General features: G+C 68.1%; 17 protein-coding genes and 1 pseudogene. 5 read left to right on the top strand and 13 right to left on the bottom strand.

Going from position 1 to position 13,238, the window contains the following annotated elements:
• Positions 1 to 87: 87 nt before the first annotated feature.
• The 5 genes from ON37_RS22120 to ON37_RS22100 form a co-directional block, all read right to left on the bottom strand.
• Complete coding sequence (locus ON37_RS22120) at positions 88 to 900, bottom strand: DUF8832 domain-containing protein (protein ID WP_040721943.1); 813 nt, start codon at positions 898 to 900, stop codon at positions 88 to 90.
• A 272-nt stretch (positions 901 to 1,172) separates the two neighbouring features.
• A complete protein-coding gene (locus ON37_RS22115) occupies positions 1,173 to 2,135 on the bottom strand; it encodes a DUF8129 domain-containing protein (protein ID WP_040721942.1) in 963 nt (320 codons plus the stop codon).
• 180 nt (positions 2,136 to 2,315) lie between these two features.
• The gene (locus tag ON37_RS22110; protein WP_051031909.1) at positions 2,316 to 3,248 is read right to left on the bottom strand and encodes an SMP-30/gluconolactonase/LRE family protein; all 933 of its coding nucleotides are present in this window, start codon (positions 3,246 to 3,248) and stop codon (positions 2,316 to 2,318) included.
• Positions 3,245 to 4,108 carry an NmrA/HSCARG family protein gene (locus ON37_RS22105; protein ID WP_040721941.1) on the bottom strand — a complete coding sequence of 288 codons (864 nt, stop codon included), beginning with the start codon at positions 4,106 to 4,108 and terminating at the stop codon, positions 3,245 to 3,247. The genes ON37_RS22110 and ON37_RS22105 overlap by 4 nt, the downstream gene beginning before the upstream one ends.
• Positions 4,105 to 5,040 (bottom strand): EamA family transporter, encoded by a 936-nt coding sequence (locus ON37_RS22100; protein WP_083893198.1) that lies wholly within the window; start codon positions 5,038 to 5,040, stop codon positions 4,105 to 4,107. Before ON37_RS22100 ends, ON37_RS22105 begins: the two co-directional genes overlap by 4 nt.
• Before the next feature lie 79 nt (positions 5,041 to 5,119).
• On the opposite strand from ON37_RS22100, the gene ON37_RS22095 reads away from it, so the two are divergent.
• Positions 5,120 to 6,004 (top strand): LysR family transcriptional regulator, encoded by an 885-nt coding sequence (locus ON37_RS22095; RefSeq protein WP_040721939.1) that lies wholly within the window; start codon positions 5,120 to 5,122, stop codon positions 6,002 to 6,004.
• On the opposite strand, the gene ON37_RS22090 is transcribed toward ON37_RS22095, so the two are convergent.
• The 3 genes and pseudogenes from ON37_RS22090 to ON37_RS22080 form a co-directional block, all read right to left on the bottom strand.
• Positions 5,982 to 6,272, bottom strand: a complete 291-nt coding sequence (locus ON37_RS22090) for a hypothetical protein (RefSeq protein WP_040721938.1) — start codon at positions 6,270 to 6,272, stop codon at positions 5,982 to 5,984. The two genes, ON37_RS22095 and ON37_RS22090, sit on opposite strands and share 23 nt — an antisense overlap.
• A complete protein-coding gene (locus ON37_RS22085) occupies positions 6,272 to 6,820 on the bottom strand; it encodes an RNA polymerase sigma factor (RefSeq protein WP_040721937.1) in 549 nt (182 codons plus the stop codon). Before ON37_RS22085 ends, ON37_RS22090 begins: the two co-directional genes overlap by 1 nt.
• A 203-nt stretch (positions 6,821 to 7,023) precedes the next feature.
• A pseudogene (locus tag ON37_RS22080) lies at positions 7,024 to 7,485 on the bottom strand (alpha/beta hydrolase); the annotation flags it as partial.
• A gap of 147 nt (positions 7,486 to 7,632) precedes the next feature.
• Between ON37_RS22080 and ON37_RS22075 the strand changes: the two are divergent.
• The gene (locus ON37_RS22075; protein WP_040721933.1) at positions 7,633 to 7,833 is read left to right on the top strand and encodes a hypothetical protein; all 201 of its coding nucleotides are present in this window, start codon (positions 7,633 to 7,635) and stop codon (positions 7,831 to 7,833) included.
• 20 nt (positions 7,834 to 7,853) lie between these two features.
• Here the strand turns inward: ON37_RS22075 and ON37_RS22070 are convergent, their stop codons facing one another.
• On the bottom strand, positions 7,854 to 8,405 hold the full coding sequence (locus ON37_RS22070; protein WP_040721931.1) for a dihydrofolate reductase family protein: 552 nt from the start codon (positions 8,403 to 8,405) through the stop codon (positions 7,854 to 7,856).
• Positions 8,406 to 8,635: 230 nt separating this feature from the next.
• On the opposite strand from ON37_RS22070, the gene ON37_RS22065 reads away from it, so the two are divergent.
• Entirely contained in the window at positions 8,636 to 9,373 is a 738-nt protein-coding gene (locus ON37_RS22065) for a dienelactone hydrolase family protein (protein ID WP_040721929.1), read from the top strand.
• Positions 9,374 to 9,610: 237 nt separating this feature from the next.
• Here the strand turns inward: ON37_RS22065 and ON37_RS33060 are convergent, their stop codons facing one another.
• Entirely contained in the window at positions 9,611 to 10,051 is a 441-nt protein-coding gene (locus ON37_RS33060; RefSeq protein WP_157171544.1) for a hypothetical protein, read from the bottom strand.
• Here ON37_RS33060 and ON37_RS31135 point away from each other — a divergent pair.
• On the top strand, positions 10,044 to 10,370 hold the full coding sequence (locus ON37_RS31135) for a hypothetical protein (protein ID WP_210741145.1): 327 nt from the start codon (positions 10,044 to 10,046) through the stop codon (positions 10,368 to 10,370). The genes ON37_RS33060 and ON37_RS31135 overlap by 8 nt on opposite strands.
• 452 nt (positions 10,371 to 10,822) lie before the next feature.
• Positions 10,823 to 11,320, top strand: a complete 498-nt coding sequence (locus ON37_RS22050) for a MarR family winged helix-turn-helix transcriptional regulator (RefSeq protein WP_040721925.1) — start codon at positions 10,823 to 10,825, stop codon at positions 11,318 to 11,320.
• Between the two features lie 128 nt (positions 11,321 to 11,448).
• Here ON37_RS22050 and ON37_RS22045 read toward each other — a convergent pair whose 3' ends face one another.
• The 3 genes from ON37_RS22045 to ON37_RS33880 all read right to left on the bottom strand — a co-directional run.
• Positions 11,449 to 11,979: a hypothetical protein gene (locus ON37_RS22045; protein ID WP_040721924.1), complete on the bottom strand. Its 531-nt coding sequence runs from the start codon at positions 11,977 to 11,979 to the stop codon at positions 11,449 to 11,451.
• 45 nt (positions 11,980 to 12,024) lie between these two features.
• Positions 12,025 to 12,489 carry a hypothetical protein gene (locus tag ON37_RS22040; protein WP_040721922.1) on the bottom strand — a complete coding sequence of 155 codons (465 nt, stop codon included), beginning with the start codon at positions 12,487 to 12,489 and terminating at the stop codon, positions 12,025 to 12,027.
• A gap of 485 nt (positions 12,490 to 12,974) precedes the next feature.
• A partial coding sequence (locus ON37_RS33880; protein WP_040721920.1) for a hypothetical protein occupies positions 12,975 to 13,238 on the bottom strand: 264 nt, incomplete at its 5' end.

The raw sequence follows: 13,238 nt of genomic DNA, 5'->3' as shown, positions 1-13,238 counted from the left end.
GTCTCGGCCGGCGGGACAGCGGCAGGGGCACACGGTCGGTTCCTTTCGGGTGAGCGGGCGGAGTCTCGCCCGCTCACCGGTGGTGGGTCATGCGGTCGGCAGGGTGAACGCGGCGGTGCGGACGACGTCCTCGTGCTTGAAATCCAGGAACAACCGGTAGGTTCCGGGGCCGGGGACGACGGTGTGGAAGGTGACGTCCGGTCCCGCCGCCGTGATTCCGTCACCGGGTTCGCCGTTCGGGTGGACGTGCACGTACGCCAGGTCGCCCGCCCGCAGGATCACGAGGTGGCCGTAGGCGGCCAGATAGGGCTGCAGGTCGGTCACCGGCGCACCGTCCTTCCGCACGGTCAGGGTGAGTAGCCGGCCCTCGCCCGGGACGATATCGCCGTCCAGTGTCACCTCGTAGTCGTCGACTCGCGCGGTGCGTGCGGCGGCGGGGGTGGGCTGCGGATCGTAGGTGCCGGCGACGGCCAGATCCGCCCCGAGGGTGATGGTCTTACCGAGTGCCCGCGGGGCGATGTCGGTGAATACCCGGTAGGCCCCCGCCTCGGGGAGATTCAACTTCACCGTCCAGACGCCGTCGGCGGTCAGTTCGGGGTGGACGTGCCAGAACCCGGTCAGCTCCCGCTGCACCACGATCAGATGCAGCTGACGGTCGTGGATCGGGGTGTAGTCGAGGACCGGGGCGCCGTCCGGTCCGAGGATGCGGAATCGGAAGTCGATCTCGCCGGGCGTGATGATCGGCTCCGCGAGCGCCAGGGTGTACCCGTCCTGGGTGATCCGGAGGCCGCCCGGAAGCCCGTCCCCGTGCGCGGCGTGGTCGGCGTGGTCGGCGTGCGCGGTGTGGTTCTCGTGATTGCCTTGTGCCGCATGGTGGTTGGCGTGTGTGTGCGTGGTCATCGCTTCGGTCTTTCCGTTCCTGTATCTGTCCGACACCGACGAGAGTAATACCCCTGGGGGGTATATGCAACCGGCGGCGAGTGAAGTGCCTCACTGGATCGGGAGCGGTCCGAGGAATGGGGCGAGCAGGGCCACGATCGAGGGGTCAGCCACCGGCGACGGTCCGATGGCGCGTCTCTCTACGGAGGTGACTTACGGCAAACGAACGACGGCCCGGCTCGACAGCAGGTCGAGCCGGGCCGGACGACGTCGAGCGTCGGGCGGATGGCCGGTCAGGTGAGGCCGGCGACCTCCTGCGCGATGGCCGCGAGCCGGGTCTGGGCGGCCGAGACGACGCCGTGCCGATTCTTGTGCGCTTCCTCGTAGGCGACGATCGCGCGGATGTCCGCCGGGTCGGTGAGGTCCTTCACCGCGGCGACGGCCTGCGAGACGTTCAGCTCGTCGTAGCCGGCGATCGGCAGTTCGCCGGGCTCGAGCACGCCCGTGGTGGCCCGGATCGAGTGCAGGGCGTCGGCTGCGCTGTCGGCGCCCTCGTTCCGGGTGACCTGTTCGGCGGTTTCGAGCGCGGCATCCCGGGAGGCCGAGAGGGTCTTGACCGCGACATCACCGGCATGGGCGCCCCGGGATAGGAGATCGCCGAGTGCCGGCGGCGTGGAGCGAACCGTGTCGAGTGCTCGGTCCAAGCCGCGAGTCGACCAGCTGACCGGAAGGTTGAACAGTTTCACCGCCGTCCCGGCGGCCGCCTGCAACGGGGTGCGGCGCAGGGCGGCCGGCCCGCCGAGGGCGTCCTCGGCCAGGACGGTGGTCAGCCATTCCACCGTCGCCGAGTGCGCGGTGACCAACCGGTCCGCCAGCGCGATCACCTCGCGTCGCCCCGCGGCGGTCGCCAGGGCCTTGATATAGCGGGCACGGTCGAGCAGTTGGTGTTCCAGAGCCAGGTCACCGAGCAGCGCCTCGTCGAACGGCTGAGCCTGTTCGGCCATCGCCTTGATCGCCGCGGTGACTCGGCCGAGGAACGGGCCCACCACTTCCGGAATTCCGCCCAGATCGCGGATCGCCGCCTCGATGGCCTCGGCCCGGGCCCGCCCGTTGTCGGCATTCTCGGCCAGCTCGCGTCGCACGGCCTCGGTCCGGGCCTGGGCGATACGGGTCTCGGCCACCTGGATTTCGGTGTTGGTGAGTGTCAGCACAGCGCGCAGCTGTGCCAGCAGAGTGGAGGTATCGGGAGTGCTCATGCGAATCTCGTCCTTCGGCGTTGAACGGCATCAGGTCGGGCGCACCGTTGCACCACTCCGGCGACTACCCGCCCACGGCCGTCATTAACACGTGTTGCTGTTTGCCGTCGGTCGGCCGAAGCAGGTGGGTGCGATCATGTTCCACCCCACCACCTTCGAGATCGGCGGATCGTTGCCTGCTCACCACGGTCCGTCCACCGCGACTGCGGAATAGGTCGTGGTCGCCTCCGGCGGCGTGTCGTAGCGCGCGTTCGGCAGGTACAAGCGGGGGCCGAATCGCGCGACCGTCGTCGGGACGTCGAAGCGGGAATCGGTGATTCGCCGCTCGACCCGGCCGGTGGTTCCGGTGGGATCGAGGGTGATCACGGCGATCGCATCGAGCCGGTTCTGGACCACGAGCAGGGTGCTGGCGCGCAGCAGCAGACCGTCCCCGGCGGGCACCGCGTCGGTCCCGAGGTCGACGCGGCGCGTCACACCACTCGCCGGGTCGACGCGGAACAGTTGTCCGGTCGCCGACTGCACGATGAGCAATCCGGTGGCATCGGGGGTCGGCACGATGCCGTTCGCGTTGATCGCATCGGGCTGGTACGTGATGTCGCCGGTGAGCGGCAGCCGCACCACCGCCTCGGGCGGCGGCAGCGCGCCGTCGGAACCGAGCGGCAGGTGATAGAGCACCGGCGCGCGCGAGTCGGTGAACCAGGCGCCGGTCGCGGTCAACACCACATCGTTGACGAATGTGTCCGGCGGGGCGCCGACCCGGTAGCTCGCGAGCACCGCACCCGACCGTACGTCCACGACACGGATATCCCCGGCCGTGCCGCCCGCGACGAAGAGCCGGCCGTGTGAGTCCAGCCGGAGACCGAGCGATGGCGTTCCCGGGCCACGGGTCAGCAACTCACCGCGTCCGGTGACCAGATCGGCTCGATAGATGGATCCGTCCGCGGCCGAGCCGATGTAGGCGACCGGGAGCGACCCGATTTCGATACCCTCCGGCCGGAACCCCGCGGGCAGCTCGATCGTGCTGGGAAACAGGGCCGGTTGCGCCTGCCCCGGGGCGGGTACGACGATGCCGAAACATAGGAGTGCCGCGGCAATTCCGGTGACATGCTTCATCTTTCGCGTTCCTCCTGCAACCAGGTCTCGAGGCGGGACAACTGCGGGAAGCGCTCGCGAAGCGCGGGGATATCGACCCGATAGCCGTGCCGGTCGAGCCAGTCGAACATCGCCGCCAGTTCCTCGGAGTCGCGACGCAACCGGTCGGACGATTGTCGTTCGAACCGGGTCGGGATGCCGTCGGCCTCGGTGAACACCTGCGCGATCTCGCGCACGGTCAATTCGTCACCGGCGATGTCGAGCTTCCGGCCCAGATATTCGGCCCGGTGCGCGAACACGTCCGCGGCGATGTGGCCGATATCGGCCAGCGCGATCATCTGGAGTGCGGTATCCGCGCCCAGCGCCAGTGCGCCGATGCGCTCACCGCCGACGGCCGGTGGAAGCAGATATCGCCAGTTCTCCATGAAGAACACGGGCCGCAACACCGTCGCGGGCACTCCGATGGCATCGATGTACGCCTCGATTTCCGCCTTGGACTCGAAATGTGAGACGCCGGAGCCCGGTCGGGCGGCGACGGAACTGTAGACCAGATGCTCGATGCCCTCGGCCTCGGCTGCGGTGACAACGTTCTTTCCCTGTCGCACTTCGTGTTCCGGTCGCGGGGCGGTGAGATCGGCCGCCTGCACACTGAAGATGCCGGATACGCCACGCGCCGCCGCGCGCACCGAATACGGGTCGTCGAGATCGCCCACGACGAGGTCTGCGCCGATCGCCGCGAGTGCCTTCGCTTGCGGCTTTCCCGGATCGCGAACCAGGGCGCGCACCCGAAACCCGTGGGCGAGCAGGCTGCGGGAGACCGCGCCGCCCTGACCGCCGGTCGCGCCGATCACCAGGATCGCCTCTCGGTCCGTGTTCGTCATCGTCGTGCTCCTACCGGCGCGGGGGTCGGGCGGGCGGGGGCCGGTAGTTGTCCGGCGACGATGGCGGCCAGCGACAGCGCGAATCCGACCAGCTGCACCGGTCCGAGCGTCTGGCCGAGAAGTGCGGCGCCGAGAACGGCGGCGACCAGCGGCGAGAGCAGCACGAGCACCGCGGTGGAGGTGACGGGCAGGGTGGTGATGCCGCGGAACCAGAGCACGTAGGCGATCAGGCCGCCGGCCAGGCCGAGCCACACGTATCCGAATGCCGCCGTCATGTCGATCGCCGGCGGCCGCCCCTCGACGAGGACGGTGAGCGGCAGCAGGAACATGCCACCCGCGGTCAGTTGCCAGCCGGCGAAGGTGACCGGGCCGACGCCCTCGGGGCGGCCCCAGCGCTTGGTGAGCGTCAGCCCGAGCGCCATCGATCCCGCGCTCGCGAGACCCGCCATCACGCCGACCGCGTCCAGTGCCGCCGCCGGTCCGAGCACCACCAGACCGACACCGGCCACCCCGACCACGCCCCAGGCCAGGCGCCACATCGACGCCCGTTCGTGCAGGACGACCACCGCCAGCACAGCGACGATCAGCGGCTGCGCCGCGGCCAGCGTCGCCGCCACTCCGCCCGGCAGCCGTTCGGCCGCGATGAACAGCAGCGCGTTCAGCATTCCGATATTCAGCACGCCGAGCAGCGCGGCCTTCCACCACCATCGCCCGTGCGGCACCGTGCGCGTGATCACCAGCACGACGAGCCCGGCCGGCAGTGCCCGCAGCAATGCCGCGAACAGCGGGTGGCCGGGCGGCAGCAATTCGGTGGTGGTGATGTAGGTCGTGCCCCAGACCGCCGGGGCGAAGGCCGTCAGCGCGGTGCGCGGCAGGTCGCCGGGGCCCGCACCCGCACCGATCGAAAACCGCAGTGCTCCTGGACTTTTCATATCGACTATCTCACCCGGAAGGGATTGATGAGTCCAACACATGTTTGTCACCGAATCAATCGCGAATCATGATTGATGCATGGAGCTCCAGCAGATGCGGTACGTCCTCGCCGTCGCCGAGACGAACAGCTTCACGCGCGCGGCCGAGCGGTGCCTGGTCGTTCAGTCCGCACTCAGTCACCAAATCGCGCGTCTGGAACGGGAACTCGGCGCCAAACTCTTCGAGCGCACCAGCCGCCGAGTGCGTTTGACGCCTGCCGGTGCGGCGTTCCTGCCCGCCGCACGGCAATGCCTGGATGCCGCCGAACGCGCGGCCGCCGAGGTCGCCGCCGCCGTCGGCGAGATCCGCGGCCGCCTGGCCGTGGGGCTGATCCCGACCGTGGCGGCAGTCGACGTCCCGGACGCTCTGCGGGAATTTCGGCGACGGTATCCGCACGTGCGGATCAGCTTGCGGGTCGGCGCCAGCGATGATCTGACCGAGCAGGTGCGTGACGGCTCCCTCGACATCGCCTTTCTCGGATTGCCGACGACCGCGACACCCCAGGGTGTCGCGGTCCGGGAGCTGGCCCGCGACCGGCTCGTCGCTGTGGTGGCTCCGGACCATCCACTCGCCGCGGAAGCAGCGGTCGACCTGCGTCGGCTGGCCGCCGAGGTCTTCGTGGATCTTCCGGCCGGAACCGCGGGGCGAATGCAATCCGACCACGCCTTCGCCGCCGCCGGGCTCGATCGCGAGGTCGCCTTCGAGGTGACCACCGCCGACTACATCGCCCGCCTCGTCAGGCCGGGCCTCGCCGTGGCCATGCTCCCCGCCGCCTACGCACCCCAGCTCACCGGAGTCGCCACGGTCGACGTCTCCGATGCGCCGGCGCGAGTGGAATACGTCATCTGGAGCCGCACCACCGGCACACCCGCCGCCACCGCATTCCTCGGCATCCTCGGCATCAGCGCGCCCGACGGCCGGTGAGGATTCCGCCGCGGCCGGTGGGCACCAGTTCGCACCTGCCGTCCACACATTCGCGCCGAAGCCGTCCGGCGGAAACGGTCGCCGTCAGGCCGACGATCCAGCACATCGGGCAGCCGCGCAGCACGAGCAGGCCGATCGGTGCGAGCAGGAGCGCCGCCGGGCCGAAGACCGGAATCAACGCGAATGCGCCGATGATGGCACCGAATCCGAGCGCGCCGCGCAGCAGGTGGCGGGGTAGCGACGCGCTGCCGAGGTTGTGATCGTCCATCACCGTTCACCGCTTCCGGTTGCGTCGGGCAGCTGGTCGCGCACCGCGGCCCGGGCGCGGTGCAGGCGCGACTTCATCGCCGCGGTGCTCAGGCCGAGCGCATCGGCGACCGTTCGGCCGCTGTAGCCCTGAACGTCACGCATGATCAGCACCTGTCTGTGATCCGGCGGCAGGGCCGCGATCGCGGCACCGACCCGTTCGGCCTCGAGCCGCCGCAGCACATCGTCCTCGGCCGACGGCACCGACCGGGCCGGCTCCGGTTCGAGCGGAAGACGCAGCAGCCGGGCCCGCCGCAGGCATTCGTGCCGGACGATCCGGAATACCCACCCGGCCAGCGCGCCGGTGGCGCGGAGGGTGCCGATCTTGCGGTAGAGAACGATCAGTGCTTCCTGTGCCGCGTCCTCGGCGTCCTCCGGTGTGGCGCACAGCGTTCGAGCGAACCGTCGTACGTGCGGGTACGAGCCGGATACCAGCGCGGCGATGGACTCGGCGTCGCCCTCGACCGCCGCCGCCACCAATTGCTCACTCGCCCAGGTCGATTCAGCCACGGGAACGCTTCCGCCGACGCAATGCGACGGTGCACGTGCAGACGAGCAACGCCGTCACGGCAATTCCGATCCCGATCGCAACCATCTCGTACCTCCGTTGTCGATGCCGGCCGTGTTGCCGGCACGAATACAAGAGGTTCCGGGCACCGGAAAGGATTCGACCAATCGAACGGGGCGAACGAGGAGCAGACATCGAGGATCGGTCAGGAGCTCACGGCGTCCGCCGCCTCTTCGATGAGGTCGGTGACCGGGCCGGGCTGGGAGGCGAGGGAGGCGTGACCGGCCGGGAGTTCGATGATGCGGCGGGCGTGCATCCGGGTGGCCATGCGGCGTTCGTTGTCGGGGTGGATCATGCGATCTTCGGTGGAGATCTGATACCAGGCGGGTTTGGTTTTCCAGGCGGGCGTGGTGACCGCGTCACCGAAGGTGGAGGCCAGGGGCGCCTTCTGGGTGACCGCCATGACCAGCGCTTCCTCAGCGGTGAGGTCCTGGGCGAAGCTCTCGTGGAATGCGTCGGGTCTGATCCACAGGTAGCCGTCGGAGTCGGGAGCGATGGAGTCGAAGGCGGCGGGCGGGTTTTCCTGGCTGATCGCGCCGGGGCTTTCCCCGGCGGCGCCACCCCAGAAGCCGTGAACCAGAACGATTGCCGGTTTGTCGGCCATATCCGTTTCCTTCCGTGCTGCCGATCGATGGGGAAAATCGTTCGAGGCTCGAGATTGCGACGGGAAGTGTGCTCGTCAGCGTAGCCGCCGGCCGATGTCGCGGGACGAATGCCGATGACACCGGCTGCCGCGCGGCGATAGCCTCGAGGTATGGCCTTCGTGGTGTATCTCGCCGATTCGACCGTCGTGAACTACGGCGCCGGCTACAGCTACAGTTTCGGTCCGAGCGGGAACCTCGCGGTCAGCGCTGCCGGTGTCACCCGGTTCTACGCACCCGGCTACTGGACCCAGGTCGACGAATACACCACGGACGAGCCACCGACCCGGCACGCGAACGAGCCCCGATCCTGACGTGGGACGAGCCGGGCACGTCACTCGACGAGATAGCGCAGCATGACCGCCTTGGCGAAATGCCTGGTCTCGACCAACCGGAGCTGAATCCGCTCCTCCAGCGCGGGCAAGAACGGTGTGCCGCCACCGAGTACCACGGGCAACAGGAAGACCTGGTATTCGTCGACGAGCCCGTGCGGTATCAGCGAGGCCGCGAGACTCGCACCGCCGACCTCCATGACGCCGTCGCCCCCGGCCTTGAGCCTGCGGACCTCCTCGACGGCATTATCGCTGATCAGCGTGCTGTTCCAATGCACCTCGGTGAGCGTCCGGGAGAACACGACCTTCGGCTTCTCCGTCCACAGCCGGCTGAACTCCCGCTCGATCGGCGGCGCGTCCTCGCGCACGTGCGGCCAGTATTCGGCCATCAACTCGTACAGGCGACGGCCGTGCAGTGAGATCTCGACGTCGCGGTAGCGGTCGTTGTGGAACTGATGCAGTTCTTCGTCCGGGTCGGTGTAGTCGATATTGCCGGCCCGGTCGTTGATGTAGCCGTCCAGAGACACGCTGAATCCGTAGATCAGTTTCCTCATGACCCGTAGACGTCCTCCGTGGTCGAAACTCATCGGCGTCCGCTGCGAAGGTCCGTCGAAAACCTGTTGGTGGACTGCGGTGTCCGCTGCTACCGTTCCGGAAGCCGTGCCGGACAACGAGGAGGTGGTACCCGTGAACACAGTTTCTACCTGGGTGCTCCCCTTCGGGGTCACGGTCGGGCGATAGGTCGTCCGGGAGCGCCGCACGAGCCCTCCCGAAAGGCACGATCATGCAGTTCGTTTCCGAAAACCGCCTCGCCGACGGCGTACGCGAGCGCGAATTCACTCTCGGTGGGATTCCCGGCGTCCTGTGGCTGCCCGAATCCGCCGCCTCCGCGCCGGTCCCACTGATCCTGCTCGGCCAGCCCGGCGGCTTGCGCCGAATGTATCCGCGGCTGGCCGGCCGCGCCCGGCAGTGCGCGGCGGACGGCTTCGCCGCGGCCACCATCGAACTCCCCGGCAGCGGCGAGCGACCGCCCTCGGCCGAGGCCGAGCAGGCCCGCGCCGATCTGCGCCGGGCCATCGGGGCCGGCGAACCGGTCGACGACGAGATCGTCGACCGGCTCATCTCCCCGCTGGTCGACCAGTCGGTCCCGGAATGGCGGGCCGCGTTGGACACCCTCCTCACCCTGCCCGAGATCGTCGACGGTCCGGTCGGTTACTCCGGCGGAGTGATCGCCATCGGTATCCGGCTGGCGGTGGTGGAACCGCGCATCACGGCGGCCGTGCTGTTCGCCGGTAGTTACGTACCGCGGGCCACGGTGGCGGAAGCCCGGCAGATCACCATTCCCCTCCATGTTCTGTTGCAGTGGGACGACGAAGGAAACGACCGGCGCCTGGCCCTGGAGCTGTTCGACGCCTTCGGCTCGCAGGACAAGACGCTGCACGCGAATATGGGCGGGCACACCGGCGTCCCGCAGTTCGCCGGAGAAGAGGCGGGCCGCTTCCTGGTCCGGCATCTGAGGTAGAGGCGAGGTCGCTGTCGGAGTGCGCACGACGATTCGGCCGACCGCCATCCGCCGACGGGCCACGGCTCGGCGGATTCCGGAGGTGGATCGTTTCGCCGTGCGCCCGCCGAGGCGGCGGTGGTGGGCAGCCCGGGGAAGTGGCGAATTATCCGTCACAAATGGGTTGATTCGAATTCGGATGCAAAGAAATAAGCACCACGAAGAAACTTGTCGCAATTAACTTTCCGAAGTGAATATCTAACCGCGGAAAACTATCTTCAGTGCGTCTATTGAAATGTCGAATTCGACGACATATAGATGAGAACAGGTTATATTTAAAACCTCTCGATGCGGCTCGACATCCCGTCGAACCGTTGCTCGACATTTCCTGGAGATAGCCATGAGATCGTTCTCTTCTCTGTTTCGCGTCGGCGTCCTCGCGCCGGCGGCCGTCGCTACCGTCTTTTGTCTGGCAGCACCGGCGAATGCCGCGCCGGTCAGTGTGAACTGGAGCTGCAAGGGCACGATCCTGGGTATCGGCCAAACCTCGAGCATGACCACGACGGTGACCGGCACCGCGCCGAGTTCGGCCGCGTCCGGCTCCGCGGTGGCCATCACCCTCACGCCTGGCTCGTCGTCGGTTCCCAGTTCGGCCTCCGGCTTCACCGTGAACAACATCAGCAACCTGAAGATGACCATCCCGACTCCGGCCAATTCGACACTGGTCTCGGCGTCCGCATCCGGTGGCACAGTGGCCGGCACCGTCTCGACCTCGGGCGGGAACGTCGTTCTGACCGTGCCGGGTCCGATCGCCGGCGGGACCAGCTTCACGCCGCCGGCGGTCACCATCAACGTCACCGCCGGCGCCGCCGGAACGCCCATCACCAGCAAGTACGCGGGGACCAGCTACACCAGTCCCGGCATGACCATGACGACCAACGTCGCATTGGTCGGCAATGTGGCAACCGCCTGCTATCCGAACCCGTCCCCAACCCTCACCACCACGACCGTCAGCTGACCCCGTGGTCGTGAACATCGGCGTTCGCACCGGCAGCCGGTGGTGAACCGGCCCGGGCCGGGGTGCCTCGGCAACCCGGTCCGGGCGGCTTCCGAGCCGAACCGGGCACCCGCTGTTCGCCGACAGTGGTTGCCTCGCTTCGGGTTTGACGGGGCGAGCACTTCGAATCGAATTGTTCGATGCGCGGCACGCGCGGGCCGCGATGTCGTACAGTGCAGGTCCGGCAGTGCCCACGGTCGCTGTCGATGGCCGGAGCGGTGCCCGCTGTCGTGACCGTTCGCCGGCCACGGTTCGGGCTGCCGGCCGATCGAGAGGAGCCTCGTGCCTGCGTCAATCGCTCGGAGGCGGTCGCTGCGGCAGGCAGCGAGTACTCGCGCTGCCCCGGGCTCTCCACCTCGACCGGTGATTTCACCTGTGCGGTCTCATGTTTCGAGTGATCGAGGGGAAAGCTTGTGTGCCCCAGTCCAACCGAACCCGCCCGGCTCTCGGCCGAGTTCACCAGAGCCCTGGAGTTCTATCACGGATCCGTCGAGGACCTGATCCGCGAGTTGATCAGGGTATTGGGCGTGAACGAGACCGATCGGCGGGCATTGGAGATCGTCCTGCTCGACGACGAGAAGTCCACGACGCCGGGAATGCTGGCCCAACGCCTGGGCCTCACGTCCGCCGGCGTGACGATGATGCTCAATCGGCTGGAAAAACAGGGCTACATCGCCCGCTCGCTGCACCCGACCGATCGCCGCCGCGTGATCGTGATGGCCACCGACCTCGCGGCCTGCCGTGTGCGGGAACTCGTGGTCCCCATGATCATCGACTGCTACAAGATGTTGTCGAGCTGGTACGACTCCACCGAACTGGAAATAATCGCCGACTTTCTCACCCGTGCGGGTGAACTGCAAAGAATTCACCGGCAACGACTGCGCGATCTGACGCCCTATACGAGGCCGTGAAACTGTTCGCAGCATCCTCGTGAACCGACACGGTTTCGAGTTGCGCCGCGACGCGTGCCCGGCATTTGCCGCGGAATGTGGATCCGTGCTGCCCGGGCATTGCATTTTCGTAGCCCGCAGTCGGCGCCTCACGAAGAAGAAAGCAGTACCGGGTTGCAAACCGTCGATGAAACCGAAAAGAAGACCGTACCGGCGAATACCGATCCCGCGGTGCCGACTCGCATTCCGATGTGGTGCGGGCGGCCGGCCACTGCGCCGTCGACCGACCGCAACCGCCGGCAGATGTGTCGTGCCGGCGCCGTGGCCGCGCTGGTGACCACGATGATCGGGATGACGCTCGTGGTCCGCGCCGATTCGAGCCCGCCGGTGCGGGCGAACACCGTGGAAGCGGTCGCGCGGGACGCCATCGAACCGGCCCTCGGCCACGGCGCCGACCGACCGGCCGACGCGAGCACGATATCGGTCGCCTCGAGCGAACTCTCCGTACCGCGTGACATTGCGAGCACGGACCCGGCTGCCGATGCCGAGACCGCCCAGCCGGTGCCGGACTCGTCCGACCCCGGCTCCGGCACGCCTCCTCCGGCCGAGTCGACGGCGACACCGGATCCGCCGGCCTCGAACTCCGCCGGCGCCTCGATGAGCGCGAGTTTCTCTGCCACTGCGAGCTTTTCGCTCCAGTTCACGCTCGGTGTGCCCGCCCCGGATCAGGTGGCGCCGACCTCGACATCCACCCCGACCTTCACGGATACGCCGCCGGTCACGGTCACCGATGCGCCGAGCACGGCGACGGTGTCGCCCGGCCCGCCGGTCGTCACCTCCGGCGCCCCCACCACCCTCCCGCCCACCATCACCACGACCACCACACCGGCCGCGACGACCACGGGGTCGTCTCGGACCACGACGACCGCGAAGCCGGGGAGTACCACCGCGCCGACAACGACCCCCGGGTCGTCGGAGGACACATCGGCACAAGTGCCGGCGGTGACGTCGACGCGGACGCCGGCCGTGACATCGGCGGTGACTTCGCCGCGGACATCGACGCAGACGTCGGCGGTGACATCGACGCGGACGCAGGCGGTGACACCTGCGGCGCCGAAGACGACCCCATCCGCCGCCCCGGCCAATCGAACGCGTCCGACAACGCCGTCGATCGCTCGTCCTCCGACCACCTCACCGGGGCAGAACTGACGCTTCGCGGCGCAACGAACCCGCGGTCGGCCCGACACCGGTACGGAGCGGTGATCCCGATCCCGTCCACGCCTGCGCCACAGCAGGATTCGGCTCAAACCTCGGTGCCGCGCGATGACCGAAACTTGCTTCTCGCCCATCCGGCCGGCTGAACCGACTATTCGGCGCTCAGGCATGAAGTATCGTCGAATGCCGCGGTGACGAGTTGCTTGTGCTGGACGAGATCGCGATGGTCGAAGCGGCGATCGTCTTGTGCCGGAACATGAACGCCGCGATGGCGCGTCCTTACACCGCCTTCACACCCTCGCTGACAGTGACTCCGAACTGTTGACCGCCCGCGACGCCGCGGACGTCGCAGACTTGGCGGCTCGCGCGAACGCCCCTTCCGCAAGCTGGGCCGACGCTGGTGCCGACACCGTAAGCCTCGACTTAGCCGGCCGAGGGTAAGACGGTGGCGTGGCCCGAGTCATTCAGTACCGATGACTGGACCATCGGGCCAATACGCCATCAGCTCGACGGGAGTGTGCGGTGCCTGATAGACGGCGCGCAAGATCTGATCCTTCGGCGCACCAGGAGTGTCGGCGAGGCGAACGAACCAATCTATTCCGGCGGAGTAAGACCACATGTAGGACCGCAACAGAGTGTTCGCGCCACGGTCCGTGAGCAAGTCGGCGATCTGAGCGTCGGTCCAGTAGGGCACGCTGCGCCGGGCGCGCTCGGCTAAGATCTT

Origin of the sequence: Nocardia veterana NBRC 100344 (assembly GCF_000308855.1) — a bacterium.
GTDB lineage: Bacteria > Actinomycetota > Actinomycetes > Mycobacteriales > Mycobacteriaceae > Nocardia > Nocardia veterana.
This window is presented reverse-complemented; position numbering and strand designations above follow the sequence as displayed.